Genomic DNA, 18,922 nt, shown 5'->3' with positions numbered 1-18,922 from the left:
GTGCCAGCCTGAGCCCGATATCGACAGCTTGTTACCCTGGAATTTTAAAACATAGGTGTAGTTCGCTAGACGCTCACGAATAATGTACACAAGTCTCCCGCGTAGGTTGGGCGAGCGTAGCGACACCCGACACTCAAATCATAAAAAATCATAAAAACATCACCACTAGCCAATGAATGTGGGGTATTTACACTGTGACTTTCTACCGCTGTGGGCACTACGACATTCTACTGCGTTGTCGCTACGAAGTAGCGCACCGACATTCAAATCATAAAAACATCATCACTAGTCAATGAGTGTGGTGTATTTGCACTGTGACTCTCCACTGCTGTGGGCATTAAGACACTACCAGGCCTAATTAAAGACTCCGATTCTAATTATCGCTTTGTTATTGAGCTCGTTATTTAATATTAAATTACTCATTAACTTTATGCGATTAGTATAAAAACATTAAATTGTTAGACAAAAATAACCCCATCAGCAATCTCTGCTAGCACCTAGCACTTTTTCCTACAAATAAAATATAATTTTGCTTTGTGGGTTGCTTTGATTTAGGATCAAATCAGTTTAAAACTAAGAACAAATAGCCTGTGTATAGATTATTATTAAGTGCCTTATCAATTATATTTTGCTTTACTGCATCAGCGGTTGAAGTAACTGATCTTTATCAAGATATTTTAAAAGTTGATGATAAAACTCGAGACACGCGTTTAGCAGCAAGTCGTAAAGCATTGCTGAATGTTCTAGTGAAAGTCAGCGGTGATGAAAGTGCTGATCAAAACAGCTTAGCGCAACAAAAAACTCAAGATATTTCAGACTACATGCTCAAGTTTGAGTACGACGAGAGTACAACCGGTAACTTAAAACTTGTTGTTAAATTTGAAGCGCGAAAAATTAATGCATTAATTAAAGAGCTCGGTTTACCCTTATGGGGTGTGCAACGACCATTAATTGCAATATGGTTAGGAATTGAAGATAACTGGCGCAGAGAGCTAGTTACTCAAGAAAGCTACCCACAACTAGAACAGTTAATATACGATAAAGCAGGGCGACGTGGTTTACCGGTTGTGGTGCCTTTACTTGATTTACAAGACAGACGTCTAGTAGGTATTCCTGAAGTATGGGGTAACTTTTCAGAGCCAGTAGAAGAGGCCTCTAAGCGTTATAGTGCTGAGCGCAGTATTACAGCCAGAATGTATAAGCAACCAGATAGTGAAAACTGGGTTTTAGATTGGCGATTTACTAACGATGATCTTTTTGAATTAAATAGATTAACGGGTGATAAACAACAAGTTGTTGCGCAAATGATAGATACGTTAGCGAAAGGGCTAGCTAATGAATATGCAATTGATCCAAATGCTTATTACGAGCAAGCAGCGGCAACTTTAACTCTAAAAGGTACGCAAAGCTTTGTTGATATTGAGTTGGCTAAACGCCGGTTATCAAATTTAAGTGTGGTAACTCAGGCTACTATTATACGAAAAACCCCAGATTTAGTTGAGTTCAAACTTAATCATACGGGTAGTGTGGTTGATTTAAAAAAAGCATTAGGGCTTGATGCTGCGTTTAGAGATTATGTTGATCCAAGTGCTTTTTATCATATTGTTGATAAAAACAGTTTAGAGTATCAATGGATTGGTGAGTAATGCTAACTCATGAGCCAATGCAAATGGCATTGCCGGTTACTTTGCCCGATGACGAAACCTTTACCTCGTACTTTGGTGGTGAGGACTCTTTAGAAGTAAGTCATTTAAAAGACAGTTTTTCAAAATTGTCGCAATCTTTTCAATACACTTATTTATGTGGTTTGGGCGATTCAGGGAAATCTCACCTTTTGTACGCTACGTGTATTCAAGCGCAAGAGCGCGGCTTATCAAATATGCTGTTATCTATGCGAGAAGTTATTGATTTTGGCCCTATGGTATTAGAAGGCTTAGAAGCCCTTGATGTTTTATGCATAGATGATGTGCATTTGGTAGCGGGTGATGATGCGTGGGAAAAGGCCTTATTTAATTTTTTTAATCGCTTTAACGAGCCTAAAAAAATGTTAGTGGTGACCGCTGACTTACTCCCCGACATGCTAAATATTAGCTTACCAGACTTAGAATCGCGGCTAAAATGGGGAACTACACTGCAAATTCGCTCAATGAGCGATGACGATAAAGCACAAGCTTTAGTTAAACGCACAAAAATGCGTGGCTTAGAGCTAAGTGACGAATGCGCCCGATTTTTATTAACGCGCTTAAGTCGTGATATGCGTACATTACTCGACGTATTAGACAAATTAGATCATGCATCTATGGCCGCACAACGAAAATTAACAATTCCTTTTATAAAATCAACGTTAAAGCTCTAGTAGGTCTAGAATCTAGGCACTGCTTTCAGTTATCATAAGTTATTACTTAACAGCAATCACCTTCTGTGAAAGATCAGGTATCCAATGAACTTAGAAAATATATTAGCGCAAGCACTTGAGGCGGTAGCCAGTGCCAGTGAAATCGCGCAGTTAGAAGAAATGCGGGTTAATTACCTTGGCAAAAAAGGCGAGATCACCAGCTTACTTAAAACGTTAGGCAAAATTGCCCCTGAAGAGCGTAAAGAAGCGGGCCAAGTTATTAATCAAGCTAAACAAGATGTGCAAGCTGCTATAAACGATAAACGTGAGCTGTTAGCCAGTAAAGCGCTAGAAGAAAAGCTAGCCGCTGAAACTATCGATGTAACATTACCTGGGCGTGTTATGCCTACTGGTGGCCTACATCCGGTTACACGTACCATTGAGCGCATAGAAAGCTTTTTTGGTGAGTTAGGCTTTGCAGTTAAATCGGGTCCTGAAGTTGAAGATGACTTTCATAACTTTGATGCGTTAAATATTCCTGAGCATCATCCAGCCCGTGCTGATCACGACACTTTTTACTTCAACCCTAAGCTGGTATTGCGTACGCAAACGAGTGGCGTACAAATACGTACAATGGAAGTTGAGCAACCGCCGCTGCGTATTATTTCTCCTGGACGTGTATATCGTAACGATTATGACCAAACGCACACGCCTATGTTTCATCAGGTTGAAGGCTTAATGGTCGACACAGATGTGAGCTTTACTGAACTTAAAGGTATTTTACACGACTTCCTGCGTAACTTTTTTGAAGAAGACATGGAAATTCGTTTCCGTCCTTCATTTTTCCCTTTTACAGAACCTTCAGCAGAAGTAGACGTAATGGGTAAAGACGGCAAGTGGCTAGAAGTATTAGGCTGCGGCATGGTACATCCTAACGTTCTTAAGTCTGTGGGCATTGATCCTGAAAAATACACCGGCTTTGCTTTTGGCATGGGTGTAGAGCGCTTAACTATGTTGCGTTATGGCGTAAACGATTTACGTGCATTTTTTGAAAATGACTTAAAATTCCTAAACCAGTTCCGTTAAGAGTGAAACAATAATATGAAATTTAGTGAAAAGTGGTTAAGAGAGTGGGTTAATCCAGCCATTGATACGCAAGCTCTGTCGGAACAGCTTTCTATGGCTGGCCTAGAAGTTGATGGCGTAACACCTGCAGCAGCAAAATTTAATGGTGTATTGGTAGGTGAAGTTGTTGAATGTGGACAACATCCTGATGCAGATAAGCTACGCGTTACCAAAATTAATGTCGGTGGTGATGAACTACTTGATATCGTATGTGGCGCACCGAACTGTCGTTTAGGCATTAAAGTTGCGGTTGCAACTGTTGGCGCAGTGCTTCCTGGTGATTTTAAAATTAAAAAAGCCAAGTTACGTGGCCAACCTTCAAATGGCATGTTGTGTGCCTTTGTTGAACTAGGTATTAGCGAAGAAGGCGATGGCATTATGGAATTGCCAAGCGATGCGCCAGTAGGTACAGATTTACGTGAATACCTAGGCCTTGATGATAATATTATTGATGTTGATTTAACACCAAACCGTGGTGATTGTTTAGGTATAAAAGGCTTAGCGCGCGAAGTGGGCGTACTTAACAGCATTGACGTAAACGTATTACAAATTCCAGCGGTTACAGCAACAATTGACGATAAAGTATCGATTGAATTAGTTAATGAAGATGCATGTCCTCGCTACCTTGGGCGTGTGATCAAAGGCATTAACCTTGATACAGCAACGCCGTTATGGATAGTTGAAAAACTACGTCGCAGCGGTGTGCGTTCAATCGACCCAGTAGTTGATGTTACTAATTATGTATTACTTGAACTTGGCCATCCAATGCATGCATTTGATTTAAATGCGATTGAAGGTGGAATTAAAGTACGTAGTGCAAACGCCGGTGAAGAGCTAGTTTTACTTGACGGTAATAGCGTTAAATTAAACGAATCTACATTAGTGATAGCCGATCATAATAAAGCACTAGCCATTGCGGGTATTTTTGGTGGCGAGCAATCGGGTGTTACAAATAAAACGTCTGATATATTACTTGAAAGCGCATTTTTTAACCCTGTAGCAATAGCTGGGCAAGCACGTAGCTACGGTTTACACACAGATGCATCGCATCGTTATGAGCGTGGTGTTGATTTTGCGCTACAACATGATGCAATAGAGCGTGCAACAGCGTTACTACTTGAAATAGTAGGCGGTGAAGCAGGCCCAGTGGTTGAAGCCGTTGCCGCAGATAAACTACCTAAAGTGACTGAGGTTCGTTTACGTCGTAGCCGTTTAGACCGTGTTATTGGCCATCATATTGAAGATGAGAAAGTTACTGATATTTTAACTCGCTTAGGTTTTAACGTAAAAGTTGAAAACGACAGCTGGAGTGCAGATGTACCTAGTTACCGTTTTGATGTGCGTATTGAAGAAGATTTAATTGAAGAAGTGGCGCGTGTTTACGGTTACAACAGTATTCCTAATGTTGCACCGACTGCTAAGCTTAAAATGACTACCCATAACGAAGCGACTATCGCACTAAGCAAGTTTCGTAATACGCTAGTAGCCCGTGGTTATCAAGAGGCTATTACGTACAGTTTTGTCGACCCTAAAGCGCAAGCTATTTTGCACCCAGAAAGTCAGCCGCTAGTATTACCGCACCCAATTTCAATTGAAATGTCTGCAATGCGAGTAAGCTTAATGCCTGGCTTATTGGCGTCGCTAGCGTATAACCAAAATCGTCAGCAACCGCGTATTCGTCTATTTGAACACGGCCTTAAATTTTTAAGTGACGAAAATGCCGAAAATGGTGTTAACCAAGTGCCAGTAATTGGCGGTGTAATTACCGGTCTTGCGCATGGCGAACATTGGGTTGAAGAAAAACGCAACGTCGATTTTTACGATGTGAAAGGTGACGTGGAAGCACTACTGGCAATTACCAATGATATGAGCCGCTTTGAAATTAAAGCAGAGCAGTCAGACGGTTTGCATCCTGGTCAATCAGCGGTAATTTATGTTGCTGGTAAAAAGGTCGGTTTTTTTGGTGCATTACACCCTCAAGCGCAAAAGTCGTTAGATATCAATAATGCTACTTTCGTGTTTGAAATTGAAATGTCGGCAATCGAAAAAAGAAATTTACCGCAAGTTGCAGGGATGTCTAAATTCCCTTCAAATCGCCGCGACATCGCGATTTTAGTGCAAGAGAGCGTAAATATTGGCGATATTTTAACAGCGATAGAAAAAGTTGGCGGAAATCAATTAGTTGACCTAAACTTATTCGATGTGTATAAGGGCAAAGGTATTGAGCCAAATTATAAGAGTTTGGCGATTGCTCTAACACTGCAATCGGTTGATAGAACACTCGAAGAGAAAGATATCAATCTAGTAGTTGATAACGTGGTGGCCACACTGGCCGAACAGTTTAATGCATCGTTGAGGGACTAGATATGGCGCTTACTAAAGCCGACATAGCTGAACACCTATTTGAAAAACTCGGGATCAATAAAAAAGATGCCAAAGATTTAGTTGAAGCGTTTTTTGAAGAAATCCGCTCAGCGCTTGAAAAAGGCGAGCAGATTAAGCTCTCTGGATTTGGTAATTTTGATCTTCGTGATAAAAAAGAAAGACCGGGACGTAATCCGAAAACAGGGGAAGATATTCCTATTTCGGCGCGTCGCGTGGTGACCTTTAGACCTGGGCAAAAACTTAAAACCCGAGTAGAAGTGGGCACAAGTAAAGCAAAGTAATATAAAAAAGGCAGCGTAAGCTGCCTTTTTTATTATTAATGTTTTATTTAACTACGCCTAGGTTACTTAAAACTCCCTAGGTGATACAAACTTACCAGCGCGAATTTGCTGAAAAGTTTGTTGCGCTAAAGAATCTAAACTATCAAGATTTTTTCTGCTGCTTGCCAATTGCTGCTCTACAGCAAATATATCAACGTTTTCTATCCCCGACATCTGCGCAACTTTAGAAAAAACATAGGCATGTTTATAATTTTGTTGTTTATAAAACAAACTGACCAAAGAGGTAAACACCTCGGGATCAGGTATTTGCTGTGCTTTATTAAGTTCTAATGTTTTGTAGAGCAAATCAATCGTTTTATCATCATCAAATTTAATATAATACGATGCCAAAAAAAGTTGCATTTCAGCACTTGTTGTCACCCTTTCATCATGCTCCAAAGCTAAAAATTTAGTCAGTGCTCGCTGATCGTTATTACGCGACCAATGATAGTAAAGTAAGCCTGGGTGATTAGTACTTTTAGTATCTTGATATAATCGCGTCATTTCTTTAATACTGGTTAATTTACCTTCTACACGAGAGGTCTTTTTTTCTTTTAATTTTATATGCTCAATTTTAGCTGCAAGCGTAATACACTGATTATATGATTCAAACTCTTTAAGTAGCTGATATTTATTTTCATCAGTTGGGTGCTTATATTCAATATAACGCTGCAAAATAGTGTTAGAACGCTGCTCCCGACAATGATTATCTTTATTTAGATCGTTGCAAAAACCGGGCGTTTCTTTACATACTTGGGCCAAGCTTAGTGGCTTTTCACATCCGGCTAAGGTGAGTACTCCAAGCACTACTATTAGTCTTATAACCATCCTCAACCCTTAAATATATTAATATAATGTTATTCTAACGCAATCATTTAGCCTCTAACAGTAGAGAATAAAGCAAGATTAAATTAGAATAGGGAAGTCACTAGAGTGCGTTGACTTATCAGGGTCGAAATCATTTCAACTTTTGATGGTTAAATGCTCTAGGGCTATCCGTTCAAAAATGTTTAACTTAGGTAAATAAAATGACCTCATCTCACGAGTTAGAATACACAAATAGTTGGCAAGAACGCCAAGGTTACGCAGAAAGCATGCAACCAATCATTGGTAAGCTTTATCGTAGTCGTGGTATCGAAATTGCTGTTTATGGCCGCCCACTTGTAAATGCAAGCCCAATTGAAATTATCAAATCTCACAAATCAGTTGCGCAGTTTGAAGGTACAAAATTACGTTTACGTGAAAGCTTCCCATTTTTAGAAGCGATTAGCAAAATGGATTTAAATTCTGCACGTATCGATATTGGTAAGCTTGCTTATAGCTATTTGTATAATGATGCTGCAAACGGTCGTTCTGTTGAAGAGTTTGTAAAAGATGAGCTCTCTGAAATTGCTGATTTACCAGCTAAAGAATCACGCGATGTGGTGCTTTATGGCTTTGGTCGAATTGGCCGTTTACTTGCACGCCTACTAATTGAAAAATCAGGTCCTTATGCTGACTTACGCCTACGCGCAATTGTTGTACGTGGTGGTAAAGATGGCGACCTTGAAAAACGTGCCAGTTTATTACGTCGTGATTCAATTCATGGTCCATTTAATGGATCTATCACTGTTGATAAAGAACGTAATGCAATTAAAGCTAATGGTAGCTACATCCAGGTTATTTACGCTAACTCTCCTAGCGAAATAGATTACACAGCCTACGGCATCGACAATGCACTTATTGTTGATAACACAGGTATTTGGAAAGATGAAGCAGGCCTTGGTCAGCATTTAGAATGTAAAGGCGCTGCTAAAGTACTATTAACGGCTCCTGCTAAAGGTAATATCAAAAACATCGTATATGGTGTAAATAACAAAGATATTTTACCTGAAGACAAAATTGTATGTGCAGCAAGCTGTACAACTAATGCCATTACACCAACACTTAAAGCATTAAACGATAAGTTTGGCATTAAAAATGGTCACGTAGAAACGGTTCACTCGTATACTAATGACCAAAACTTAATTGATAACTACCACAAAGCAGACCGCCGTGGCCGTGCTGCTGCACTTAACATGGTAATTACTGAAACAGGCGCTGCAAAAGCGGTTTCAAAAGCACTACCAGAGCTTGAGGGCAAACTAACGGGTAACGCAATTCGCGTACCTACACCTAACGTGTCGCTGGCTATTTTGAACCTAAACTTAGAAAAGAGCACCTCGGTAGAAGAGCTAAATGCATTTTTACGCGATACCGCACTTCACTCAGACCTGCGCGACCAAATTGATTACACCGCTTCTACTGAAATCGTATCTACCGATTTAGTAGGTAGTCGTTACGCTGGTGTGGTTGACTCGCAAGCAACTATTGTTGATGACAACCGTATTGTACTTTACGTTTGGTACGATAATGAATTTGGTTACAGCTGCCAAGTGGTACGTTGTATGCGCGATATGGCCGAAGTGGCATTCCCAAGCTTACCTCACTAATTTATTAGTCGTTATACAAAAGCCAGCATTTGCTGGCTTTTTTGATTATCAATATTTTTAAAGCGCAGCGCTTATGGTACGCTTTATACATTAGATACGGCTAATCGCAGCGTACTTACATCCTGGCTATTTATGCAGTCCAGAGACACTTAGTCAACTTATAGGTTTTTTGTCATGAAAATCAGTAGCAATTTCGATAGTGGTAATATTAAGGTTATTGAAGCCACCGATCCATTAAATATCCAGTTAGAGATTAATAACGATTTCCAGTCTGAATTTTATCAGTGGTTTCATTTTCGCCTAGAAACAACCCCTTACCAATTACATAAGCTAAATATAAACAAGCTCGAAAATTCAGCTTATCCAGATGGCTGGGTAGATTATCAGGCGGTTGCATCGTATGACCGTCAAACGTGGTTTCGTGTACCTTCAAGCTACGAAAATGGCACATTAAGCTTTGAAATAGAGCCAGAGTGCGGCAGTGTTTATTTTGCTTATTTTGCACCATATAGCTATGAGCGTCATTTAGATTTACTTACGTGGGCGCAAAGCCAGCAAATTTGCCAATTAGAAACATTGGGCGAAACCCTTGATGGCCGCGACATGAGCGTACTTAAAATTGGTGAGCCAAGTGCAGATAAGAAAAACATTTGGATCACAGCTCGCCAGCATCCGGGTGAAACAATGGCGCAGTGGTTTGTAGAGGGAATACTTCACAAACTACTTGATGACGAAGACCCGCATGCTGCTGCATTACTATCAAAAGCAGTATTTTATATTGTGCCAAACATGAACCCAGATGGTAGTGCTCGTGGGCACTTACGTACTAACGCTAAAGGCGTTAACTTAAACCGTGAATGGCAAACGCCGAGCATGGAAAATAGCCCAGAAGTTTATTTAGTGCTTAATAAAATGCGTGAAACAGGCCTAGATATGCACCTTGATATTCATGGTGATGAAGCAATCCCGTATAACTTTGTAGCCGGCAGTGAAGGCATTCCAAGTTATGATGCGCGCTTAAAAGATCTAGAAGATAGCTTTAAAGCTGCTTTGTTAACCATTACTCCTGAGTTTCAAGACGAACATGGCTACCCTAAAGACGAGCCAGGCCAAGCTAACCTTACAGTAGGTTCATCTGCAACAGCAGAAGAATTTAAGGCGCTTACCTATACAGTCGAAATGCCATTTAAAGATAATAACGACTTACCCGACCCAGATTACGGTTGGTCAGATCGTCGTTCATATCAATTTGGCCAAGATACTTTGGCGGCTATCGTAAATGTCGTTGATAAATTAAGATAAATTAGTATAAGGTAAGGGCAACATTAAAATGTTGCCCTTTTTTGTTACAACACTTACAAAAATAACAAGTGCACAACGGCACAATAAACTGTGGCTTAACGAATGTTTAGTCAGCAATTTCAAAATAAAATAATAAGAGGAATTTAGCGTGGATGCATTCGGACAACTTTTAGATAGCCTAGATGGCATGTTAGGAGGAGCAGTATGGTTTCCTTATGTGTTATTAGGGGTTGGTTTATTTTTTACTATTTATTTAAAATTTCCCCAAATACGGTATTTTAAACATGCTTGCCAAGTTGTTTCGGGTAAGTTTGATAAAAAAGATACAGAAGGGGATACCACTCACTTTCAAGCACTTGCTACAGCACTATCGGGCACAGTAGGCACAGGTAATATTGGTGGCGTAGCACTGGCTATATCAATTGGTGGGCCTGCGGCGTTGTTTTGGATGTGGATGACCGCATTTTTTGGTATGACTACCAAGTTTGTAGAAGTTACCTTGTCGCATAAATACCGTGAAAAAACTGAAGATGGCACTATGTCTGGCGGCCCAATGTATTACATGGATAAACGCCTTAACATGAAATGGCTGGCCATTTTATTTGCCGTAGCCACTGTAATTAGCTCGTTTGGTACAGGCAGCCTGCCACAAATTAATAATATTGCACAAGGTATGGAAGCCACCTTTGGTTTTGCGCCTATGGCCACAGGTGCAGTGTTATCTATTTTACTTGCCTTGGTTATATTAGGCGGCATTAAGCGTATTGCAGCAATTACATCACGCGTAGTACCGTTAATGGCGGCTATTTATATTATTGGTGCTCTGGCTGTTATTTTTTATAACGCTGAAAACATCGGTCCTTCATTTTCTGCTGTATTTATGGACGCATTTTCTGGCTCTGCTGCCGCAGGTGGCTTCTTGGGGGCGTCATTTGCTTATGCGTTTAACCGGGGTGTAAACCGTGGTTTATTCTCTAACGAAGCGGGTCAAGGTTCTGCGCCTATAGCGCATGCTTCGGCAAAAGCTGATGAGCCAGTATCAGAGGGTATAGTATCTATCCTAGAACCGTTTATCGATACCATTATTATTTGTACGCTTACGGGGTTGGTTATTTTATCCTCGGGGGTGTGGAATGAAAAATTTCAAACTCATTTTGAGCGCTCGGCTATGAGTATTATTAAAGGCGATTACACAGAAGAAAACCAAACACAGCGCGAAGACCTCTATAAATACCTTAATGGTCAAAAAAGTAATATAGAGACGTTTACCGGCAATATTGAAGTGGTTAATGGTGAGGCATTGAGTACAGGTTTTACGGTACTACATTCACGCTCAATTGCAGAGGATGTACGCTTTGGTATTACTGAAAAGCACAAATACACAGGTGTTGTAGAAGTAATAGATGGCATGCCAACAGATGACAGCATTAGTTTAGTGGGCAAATCATTGGTACATTCAGCAGAGCTAACTACCAAGGCTTTTAAACGTGGTTACTTTGGCGATAGTGGCCAGTACATTGTATCAATAGGCTTATTGCTGTTTGCGTTCTCTACTGCCATTGCTTGGTCGTACTATGGAGATCGCGCAATGATTTACTTATTAGGGCATCGCTCAGTAATGCCGTATCGCGTATTTTATGTGGCTGCATTCTTTTGGGCATCGTTCGCCGATACTACCTTGGTATGGAAGTTAGCGGCAGTGGCTATTGTTGTAATGACACTACCTAACTTAATTGGCATTATGTTATTGCGTAAAGAGATGAAAGAATCGGTAGATGACTACTGGGTCAAATTCAAAAAAGACAACGAGAAATAAAACAAGTACAATAAAGGCGCCGCAAGGCGCTTTTTTTATGCGTAGTATGGAGAGATGTATGGCGATTATCCGTTGCCCTAAATGTGCCAAATCAATATCAGATAAACACGCGCAATGTCCGCATTGCGAAAGTAACGTTGCCGACTTAAATAATGAGCAAGTTCAACAGCTTCAACGTGAGCAGCGAATTAAAAAACAGCAAATGTTTATAACTCACTCATTTTTAGCACTTATCCTATTTTTAGGCGGTTTTTTCTGTTTGTACTTCTTACAACCGCAAGAAAAAACACCTCAGTGGTATGCTTACACCATCGCTATTGGCGTGGGGTGTATTTGGTACCTTATTAATCGTATTATTTTAGTGACTCTAAAAAAGAAAAAATGACATGAATATCGACAATCTTGTACAAAATATTACCCCAGAATTATTTGAACGTTTGCAATACGGAGCAGCAACTGGCAAATGGCCAGATGGCACTCCTTTATCAGATGAACAAAAACAGCAAACAGTGCAGTTAGTTATGTTGTATCAAGCAAAAGTTGCTCAATCGAATGAGCAATTTACTATTGGTGCAAATGGCGAAATGGTGCAAAAAACAAAAGCACAACTGCAAAAAGAATTTAACTCAGATAACGAAATAGCTAGGTTTAGTGAACATGATCTTTAAACACCTTTTTACGCCAAAATGGAAACACCCAAAGCTGCAAGTACGTCTAGACGCAATCGAAAAATTAGATGTACAACGCGACGCAATAATTTTAAGCACTTTAGCGCTGGAAGATAGCTCAGCAGAAATTCGTCGTAAGGCACTGCAAAAAGTAAACGACTTGCCACTGTGGTGGAAAGCCTATAAACAAGATCAAGCATTAAAAGATATTGCTGAACAACAAATATCTACCGCTGTTTTAAGTAGCGAAAGTACACTGTCGCCGCAAATTAAAAGTGAATATATAGAGCGTTTTGCACCAGTAAAAACCCTTGAAAAACTTGCCTTTGCAGAAAAAGAGCTGCAAGTGCGGGTTAAGTTACTAAAGCGCCTAGGAAACCCTAAACTAATAGAAAAAGCCTTTAAAGAGGGCAGCGAAGAGTTACAAGCGCAACTAGTTGAGCTGGTTATTACCCACCAGTTAACTAAACCATTATTAAAGCATGCACAAAACAGTGCTAAAACAGCGCTTAACACGCATTTAGAAAACGAGCGTTTAGCAATTGAAATGCCAGCGCAAGTTGAGGGGGAAACCCGTGTTATTTTAGCTAAGCTAAATGCGCTGCGCGATAAGAATGATTTTGCATTAGTCAACCCAAAAGCCGGTGAGTTAATGGCGCAATGGCAAGCCTTAGAGCTTAAATGGCTTAGCACTGAGCAAGTAAAACTGCTAAACGAAAAGTACAGCACAATTACCGAAAAGCTAAATGCCCATATTGCACAGCTTCGCAGTGAGCACGAAAAAGAGCAGCAATTACTTGCACTACAACAGCGTCAACTGTTGGCATTAGCAACGCTTGAAGCTTTAAGTGAAGAAATTGAAAATGCATTACAACTTGGCCTAGAAACGCCAGAGCAAATTCAGCAAGATTGGCTTGATGCAAAAGTAGCGCAGGCTCAACAAGCAATAAATGAAACAGAGTTAGCCAATAACCCGCAATCAAAGCAGGTTATTAATAATTTAGAAAAGTCATTTACTCAAGTAGCTAAATTACCTGAGCTAACGTCTGCTATTAAAGATTATAAGCTGGCATTTGCTGCACTGTGTGAAATAAAACCAGCAGCCGATTTAGCCCAATACGACGAAACCCTAGCTGCATTTAATAGTGGTTTTAAAGCAGCGCGTAATCATCTAAATATATTAGATAGTGCATTGCAAGGTACGTTTAAAACACAACTTAATGCGCATAAAAAGCAATTTTTAGTGCCAATGAACGAGTTGATAAAACCGCTTGAAAAAAATCAAAGCCAAGCTAAACGCAAAGCCCGTGATGTAAAGCGCCTAATAGAAGAAGGTCGTTTTAACGTTGCATTTGGTGTGTTTAAAGGCTTTGAAGAGTTATTTAATACCTTAACTGAGCAGTATCAGCAACCACTTGTAAGCTTAAAAACCGATTTAGAAGCGCAGCTAGCTGACGCCAAAGATTGGCAAAAATATGCTGCAGCACCAAAGCGCGAAGCATTACTTGAAGAAGTTAGCACGCTCGCTTTAGAGGAGTGCGTAGATCCCCAGCAACGGGCTGATCAAGTTAAAGTGTTGCGTAAACGTTGGAATGAGCTTGGCCGCTTAGATACAGACGAAGAAAAGCAACAAGGTGAGCAATTTGATCAAAAAATCGAATTATTGTTTGCACCTTGCCGTAACTATTTTGCAGAGCAAGAAGTACAACGTGAAGCGTCAAAAGCGCAGCGCGAAAGTATTATTGCTGACATGCATGCACTGCACTTACTCGCAACTGACGAGCAGGGTTTTGATTGGAAGCAGTTTGAAAGCCAATACAATCGTTTAAACAAAGCATGGCGTAGTGTGGGTAAAGTTGACCCTAAAACGTACCGTGTATTAAACGATCGTTATAAAAACGAGCAGCAGCGTGTGCTAGCGGCGTTAAATGCGTTTCATAAAGGCAATGCGGTACTTAAAAATGCATTAGTAGAGCAAGCGCAGCAATTATCACAAAGTGATGACCTAGCAGCAGCATGCCAAGAGCTAAAACAATTACAGCAGCAGTGGCAAGCAATTGGCTTTGCCGGCTTAAAAGCTGAAAATGCCTTATGGCAAAAATTTCGTCAATTTAACGACGAAACTTTTACTAAACGCAGTAGCGAGTTTGAACAGCAAAAGTTAGATCAAAGCGAAAACGACAAGCAAGTAGTCGCTGAGCTTAACGAACTTGAATTGGCGCTGGGTCAAATTAACGAAAAAGCGCAATTACACGACTTAGAAACTAAAGTTAAAGGGTATACCCAGTTTAAGTCACTATCGCCAAAAGTAACGTCGTTACTTAGCGCCATAGAAGAGAAGCTTGCAGGGCTAACGAGCAAAGCCGAACAAGCTAATTTAGTGGCCTTATTTAACGCTCTTGAAAATAATGAAGCGATACCGAGCCAGTACCAAGCTGCACTTAAAACATCACTTAGTAGCGCACAGTTACTTACTAGAATGGAAATTTTAGCTAATGTAAGTAGTAATGATGCAATGCAAAGAATGGCAGAGCAAGTTGCCATGTTAGATGATAAGCATCGTGGCGAACATGCAGATATAAGCTATTATTTAAAGCAGTTGTTAGCGCTCAGTGAAGGTTCAGTTGATGCTGACACACTAGCACGGCTAAAGGCTGTTTTTACAGCTTAGTGTAGTTACACCTAATAGAGTATTACTCTTTTAAAAGCCGCTCGTAAGCGGCTTTTTTATACCCATCACTTATAATAATTTAGAGAGTTTTTTATGAAAATATTATTTATTATTGCCGCATTATTTTTAACTGCATGTAACGCTACACAAGGAATGTCTGTTTATTCATTTACTAACGCCGACGTGGAGTCGTTATTAACAAAACAGCTTCCTAAATTAAGCGAACAGGTAAGTTTAATGGGATTACCAGTAGAGTTTGATGTAAACGATGTGAGTGTAAATATTGGTCCAGAAAATCGTGATGTTGTAGTGCTAGGCGCCGATTCAAGCGCTAACATTAGTGCTTTTGCATTAAAATACCCAGTACGCTTAAAGCTGCAAATAGAAGGTAGCCCATTTTACGACAGCGAGAAAAAAGCGGTGTTTTTACGTAATATAAAATTACTAGATTCGAGTGTTGATGCTGGTGGTTTTAAAGGTAATTTAGGTGCGCTAGACGAACAAGCTATGGATATTATTAACCGCTTTTTAGCTGTAAACCCAGTGTATGAGCTAAATATGAACGATCCTAAAATGGCCTTGCTAAGTAAACTACCACTTGATATGAAAGTGGTTGCAGGCGCTATAAAATTGGTTCCACGCCTTTAAGTTAGTTGTAAATATAGTCTAGTTAGCATAATAAGGTAACTAGGCTTTGTTTTCTGTCATAAATTTTTGTATTTTCGTAATTCTATTGTCACTCCCTTCCTCCAGCGCTATTAATTACTAATAATAATTTTTGCAGTGCACTTTTTGAATTAAATTGTCATAATGATCGCGATATTTCGCGAGGGCTATTTTATGATAAAACAATTTTTAAACGATCCTAGTTTATTACTCAACGCAGTGGGCGAAGGAATTTATGGCTTTGATCTGTCGGGTAATGCCGTGTTTGTTAACCCTGCGGCCGAGCGCATGACGGGCTGGAGTGCAGAGACACTATTAGGTAAAAAAATTCATCAATACCATCATCATACTCATGCCGATGGCACGCCTTATCCAGCCGACGAATGCCAAATATATTGCACCATGTTTGACGGTAAACGCCGTGAAGTGAAAAACGAAGTTTTTTGGCGCAAAGATGGCAGCTCTTTCCCTGTTGAGTACACATCGACACCAGTTTATCGAAATAATGAATTGATAGGTGCGGTAGCGGTATTTCGCGATATTTCTCAGCAGCAACAAACACAAAATGCATTACAAGATGCACTTGCACAAGTAAAACATTTGAGTGAACAGTTACAAGATGAAAATAATTATTTAATAGCAGAATTAAACGAAGATTGGCAAGACTCTGGCTTAGTAGGTAAAAGCCACGTGTTTCAAACCATGTTAGAGCAAATTAAGTTAGTGAGCGAAACCGATACCACAGTGCTTATTTTAGGCGAAAATGGTACAGGTAAAGAGCTGGTTGCCCGAAACCTATACAGATTAAGTAAGCGTAATAAACAGCCCTTTATAAAAGTGAACTGCGCAGCATTTACGCCAAGCTTATTAGAGTCAGAGCTGTTTGGCCATGAGAAAGGCGCGTTTACTGGTGCTAATGAGCGCCGTAAAGGGCGTTTTGAACTAGCCGACAAAGGTACCTTATTTTTAGATGAAATAGCAGAGCTGCCGCTTGAAGCGCAAAGTAAGTTGCTTAGAGTGTTGCAAGAGCAAGAATTTGAACGTGTTGGGGCAAGCAATACATTAAAGGTAGATATTCGCGTTATTGCAGCAACTAACCGCGATCTATGGGAAATGGTGCAAAAAGGCAGTTTTAGAATCGATTTATACTATCGCTTAAATGTATTTCCTATAAAAGTGCCAGCGCTGAGAGAGCGCAAGGAAGATATTCCTTATTTATGTAGTAATTTAATAGTGCAGTTAAATAAACGTTTAACTAAGCAGCTTAAGGGATTAAGTAATAAGGCAATTTCTCAACTACAAGCTTATGACTGGCCAGGCAATATTAGAGAGTTACAAAATGTACTAGAGCGCGAGGCCATTTTGTCTAAGCAAGCCGTTTTACAATTAAGTCAGCCATTACAAGCAATATCACAAAGTACTATAAACCCAGCATTAACGCTCAATGAAATGCAAAAACAGCATATTATTACTGTGCTTAAGCTGTCGGCTTGGCAAATATCGGGGAGTAAAGGTGCCGCTGCAAAACTTGGTATGCCAGAGAGTACCTTACGCTCTAAAATGCACAAGTTAGGGATTAGCAAGATTTCGTGATATATCGCGAGGATCGCTTTATTTCGCGAGTTTGAGGTTTTTAATAATAAGTAAATCACTTAAATATCAATGCAATGCCTTTACTTTCAGCTTGGTCTGAAAGTTGCAAATACTTAACTAACATCCGTTATGATTAAGTAAGTACTATGAAGTTTGATATTAAAGAAGAAGATATGATCATCAAGCCCTACAAAAGCGAAGGGCCAATTTATATACGTGAGCAAAAAGGCTTTTTTCAGCGTATACGCCGTAACTTAGGCTGGTTATTAATGCTTACGTTTATTGCAATACCGTGGATCCAATATAACGGCCAACAAGCGGTGCTATTAGATGTAGCAACGCAAAAGTTTACTATTTTCACTTTAACTTTATTCCCGCAAGATTTTATTATTGTAGCCATGTTGTTTATGGTGGGGGCCTTTGCGCTATTTTTTGTAACCAACTGGTTAGGCCGCGTTTGGTGTGGTTATACTTGCCCTCAAACTATTTGGATGTTGATGTTTTCGTGGGTTGAGCAACGCGTTGAAGGCACACGTAATCAGCGTATACAGCTTGATAAATCTGCATGGGGTTTTACCAAATGGCGTAAAAAGCTTACTAAACACAGTGCTTGGTTGGTGCTATCACTATTAACTGCCACTTCATTTTTAACTTATTTTATACCCGCAAAAACATTGTACTTAGAAATGCTTACTTTTGAGTGGTCGGGTATTACCAGCTTTTGGGTGTTTTTATTTGCTTTGTGTACATATGGTAACGCAGGGTTTTTACGTGAAAAAATGTGTACTGTGGCGTGTCCGTATTCGCGTTTTCAATCTGTTATGTTTGATAAAGATACACTCGTGGTTACTTACGATAGCGCGCGCGGTGAAAACCGTGGCCCACGTAAACGTAAGGCCGACCCAAAAGCACTTAACTTAGGTGACTGCGTAGATTGTAATTTATGTGTAGAGGTATGCCCAGCAGGAATAGATATTCGAAATGGTTTGCAATATGAATGTATAAACTGTGGCTTATGTATTGATGCTTGCGACGATACTATGAATAAATTTGGTTATGAAAAAGGGTTAATAAAATACGCTAGTGGAGAGCAAATGGCGGGTAAAAAAACCAACCCTTTTAGGCTTAAATTGGTTGGATATGGTGTTTTGACCGTGATGCTAATTGTAGCTATGTTTGCTTGGGTGGCACAAAGAACACCAATTGAAGCCTCGGTACTGCGCGATAGAGGCGCCTTGTACAGAGTAAATTATGAGGGTTTAGTAGAAAACCCTTATACGTTAACGATTATAAATAAAACCCAACAAACATTGCACTACACTATTGCTATATCAGGCTTAGCAGAGGCTAAATTAACTAGCCCAGATACAACACTAATTCAACCTGGAATGATGAGGCGTATACCCGTAACGGTGACTGCAGATGGCTTTGATATTTCAAACAAGGTAAGTAAAGTTAAATTTATTATTTTTGCAGAAGAAGATCCGAGCATTAGCATAACGAAAGATAGTTACTTTTATAAAAATTAAAAGTATAAAAATGCCCAAGCTAGTTTACCTACTTGGGCATT

15 protein-coding genes are annotated in these 18,922 nt (G+C 39.9%); 14 read left to right on the top strand and 1 reads right to left on the bottom strand.

Annotated features, from left to right (window positions below):
* Window positions 1-590 precede the first annotated feature (590 nt).
* The 5 genes from AAEY55_RS14725 (at window position 591) to ihfA (ending at window position 6,126) form a co-directional block, all read left to right on the top strand.
* Window positions 591-1,646 (top strand): DUF2066 domain-containing protein, encoded by a 1,056-nt coding sequence (locus AAEY55_RS14725; RefSeq protein WP_011328578.1) that lies wholly within the window; start codon window positions 591-593, stop codon window positions 1,644-1,646.
* Window positions 1,646-2,356, top strand: coding sequence for a DnaA regulatory inactivator Hda (hda, locus tag AAEY55_RS14720; RefSeq protein WP_172459224.1), 711 nt, complete (start codon window positions 1,646-1,648; stop codon window positions 2,354-2,356). The genes AAEY55_RS14725 and hda overlap by 1 nt, the downstream gene beginning before the upstream one ends.
* Window positions 2,357-2,440: 84 nt before the next feature.
* Complete coding sequence (gene pheS / locus AAEY55_RS14715) at window positions 2,441-3,421, top strand: phenylalanine--tRNA ligase subunit alpha (protein WP_011328576.1); 981 nt, start codon at window positions 2,441-2,443, stop codon at window positions 3,419-3,421.
* Window positions 3,422-3,436: 15 nt separating this feature from the next.
* The gene (gene pheT, locus AAEY55_RS14710; RefSeq protein ID WP_350551929.1) at window positions 3,437-5,824 is read left to right on the top strand and encodes a phenylalanine--tRNA ligase subunit beta; all 2,388 of its coding nucleotides are present in this window, start codon (window positions 3,437-3,439) and stop codon (window positions 5,822-5,824) included.
* Window positions 5,825-5,826: 2 nt separating this feature from the next.
* Window positions 5,827-6,126: an integration host factor subunit alpha gene (gene ihfA, locus AAEY55_RS14705; RefSeq protein WP_011328574.1), complete on the top strand. Its 300-nt coding sequence runs from the start codon at window positions 5,827-5,829 to the stop codon at window positions 6,124-6,126.
* A 66-nt stretch (window positions 6,127-6,192) separates the two neighbouring features.
* Here the strand turns inward: ihfA and AAEY55_RS14700 are convergent, their stop codons facing one another.
* The gene (locus AAEY55_RS14700; protein WP_089368513.1) at window positions 6,193-6,993 is read right to left on the bottom strand and encodes a DUF2989 domain-containing protein; all 801 of its coding nucleotides are present in this window, start codon (window positions 6,991-6,993) and stop codon (window positions 6,193-6,195) included.
* A 200-nt stretch (window positions 6,994-7,193) separates the two neighbouring features.
* Between AAEY55_RS14700 and AAEY55_RS14695 the strand changes: the two genes are divergently transcribed.
* From AAEY55_RS14695 to ccoG, 9 genes are all read left to right on the top strand, one after another.
* On the top strand, window positions 7,194-8,636 hold the full coding sequence (locus AAEY55_RS14695; RefSeq protein ID WP_182679087.1) for a glyceraldehyde-3-phosphate dehydrogenase: 1,443 nt from the start codon (window positions 7,194-7,196) through the stop codon (window positions 8,634-8,636).
* Window positions 8,637-8,810: 174 nt separating this feature from the next.
* Window positions 8,811-9,938 carry a M14-type cytosolic carboxypeptidase gene (locus AAEY55_RS14690; protein WP_011328571.1) on the top strand — a complete coding sequence of 376 codons (1,128 nt, stop codon included), beginning with the start codon at window positions 8,811-8,813 and terminating at the stop codon, window positions 9,936-9,938.
* A 148-nt stretch (window positions 9,939-10,086) separates the two neighbouring features.
* On the top strand, window positions 10,087-11,754 hold the full coding sequence (locus AAEY55_RS14685) for a sodium:alanine symporter family protein (RefSeq protein WP_011328570.1): 1,668 nt from the start codon (window positions 10,087-10,089) through the stop codon (window positions 11,752-11,754).
* A 58-nt stretch (window positions 11,755-11,812) separates the two neighbouring features.
* Window positions 11,813-12,139, top strand: a complete 327-nt coding sequence (locus AAEY55_RS14680) for a hypothetical protein (protein WP_011328569.1) — start codon at window positions 11,813-11,815, stop codon at window positions 12,137-12,139.
* Between the two features lies 1 nt (window position 12,140).
* Window positions 12,141-12,422, top strand: coding sequence for a YeaC family protein (locus AAEY55_RS14675; protein ID WP_011328568.1), 282 nt, complete (start codon window positions 12,141-12,143; stop codon window positions 12,420-12,422).
* Complete coding sequence (locus AAEY55_RS14670; RefSeq protein WP_350551925.1) at window positions 12,412-15,093, top strand: DUF349 domain-containing protein; 2,682 nt, start codon at window positions 12,412-12,414, stop codon at window positions 15,091-15,093. The genes AAEY55_RS14675 and AAEY55_RS14670 overlap by 11 nt, the downstream gene beginning before the upstream one ends.
* Before the next feature lie 93 nt (window positions 15,094-15,186).
* Window positions 15,187-15,741, top strand: a complete 555-nt coding sequence (locus tag AAEY55_RS14665; protein ID WP_011328566.1) for a DUF1439 domain-containing protein — start codon at window positions 15,187-15,189, stop codon at window positions 15,739-15,741.
* 192 nt (window positions 15,742-15,933) lie between these two features.
* Window positions 15,934-17,352 (top strand): sigma-54-dependent Fis family transcriptional regulator, encoded by a 1,419-nt coding sequence (locus AAEY55_RS14660; protein WP_011328565.1) that lies wholly within the window; start codon window positions 15,934-15,936, stop codon window positions 17,350-17,352.
* A gap of 146 nt (window positions 17,353-17,498) precedes the next feature.
* On the top strand, window positions 17,499-18,881 hold the full coding sequence (gene ccoG / locus AAEY55_RS14655) for a cytochrome c oxidase accessory protein CcoG (RefSeq protein ID WP_167376935.1): 1,383 nt from the start codon (window positions 17,499-17,501) through the stop codon (window positions 18,879-18,881).
* The last annotated feature ends 41 nt before the right edge of the window (window positions 18,882-18,922 follow it).

It is taken from the genome of Pseudoalteromonas sp. 120-MNA-CIBAN-0494 (genome assembly GCF_040308885.1).
GTDB classification, from domain to species: Bacteria; Pseudomonadota; Gammaproteobacteria; order Enterobacterales; family Alteromonadaceae; genus Pseudoalteromonas; species Pseudoalteromonas nigrifaciens.
Note: the sequence above shows the minus strand (reverse complement) of the source record. Positions and strands in the feature narration are given on the sequence as shown.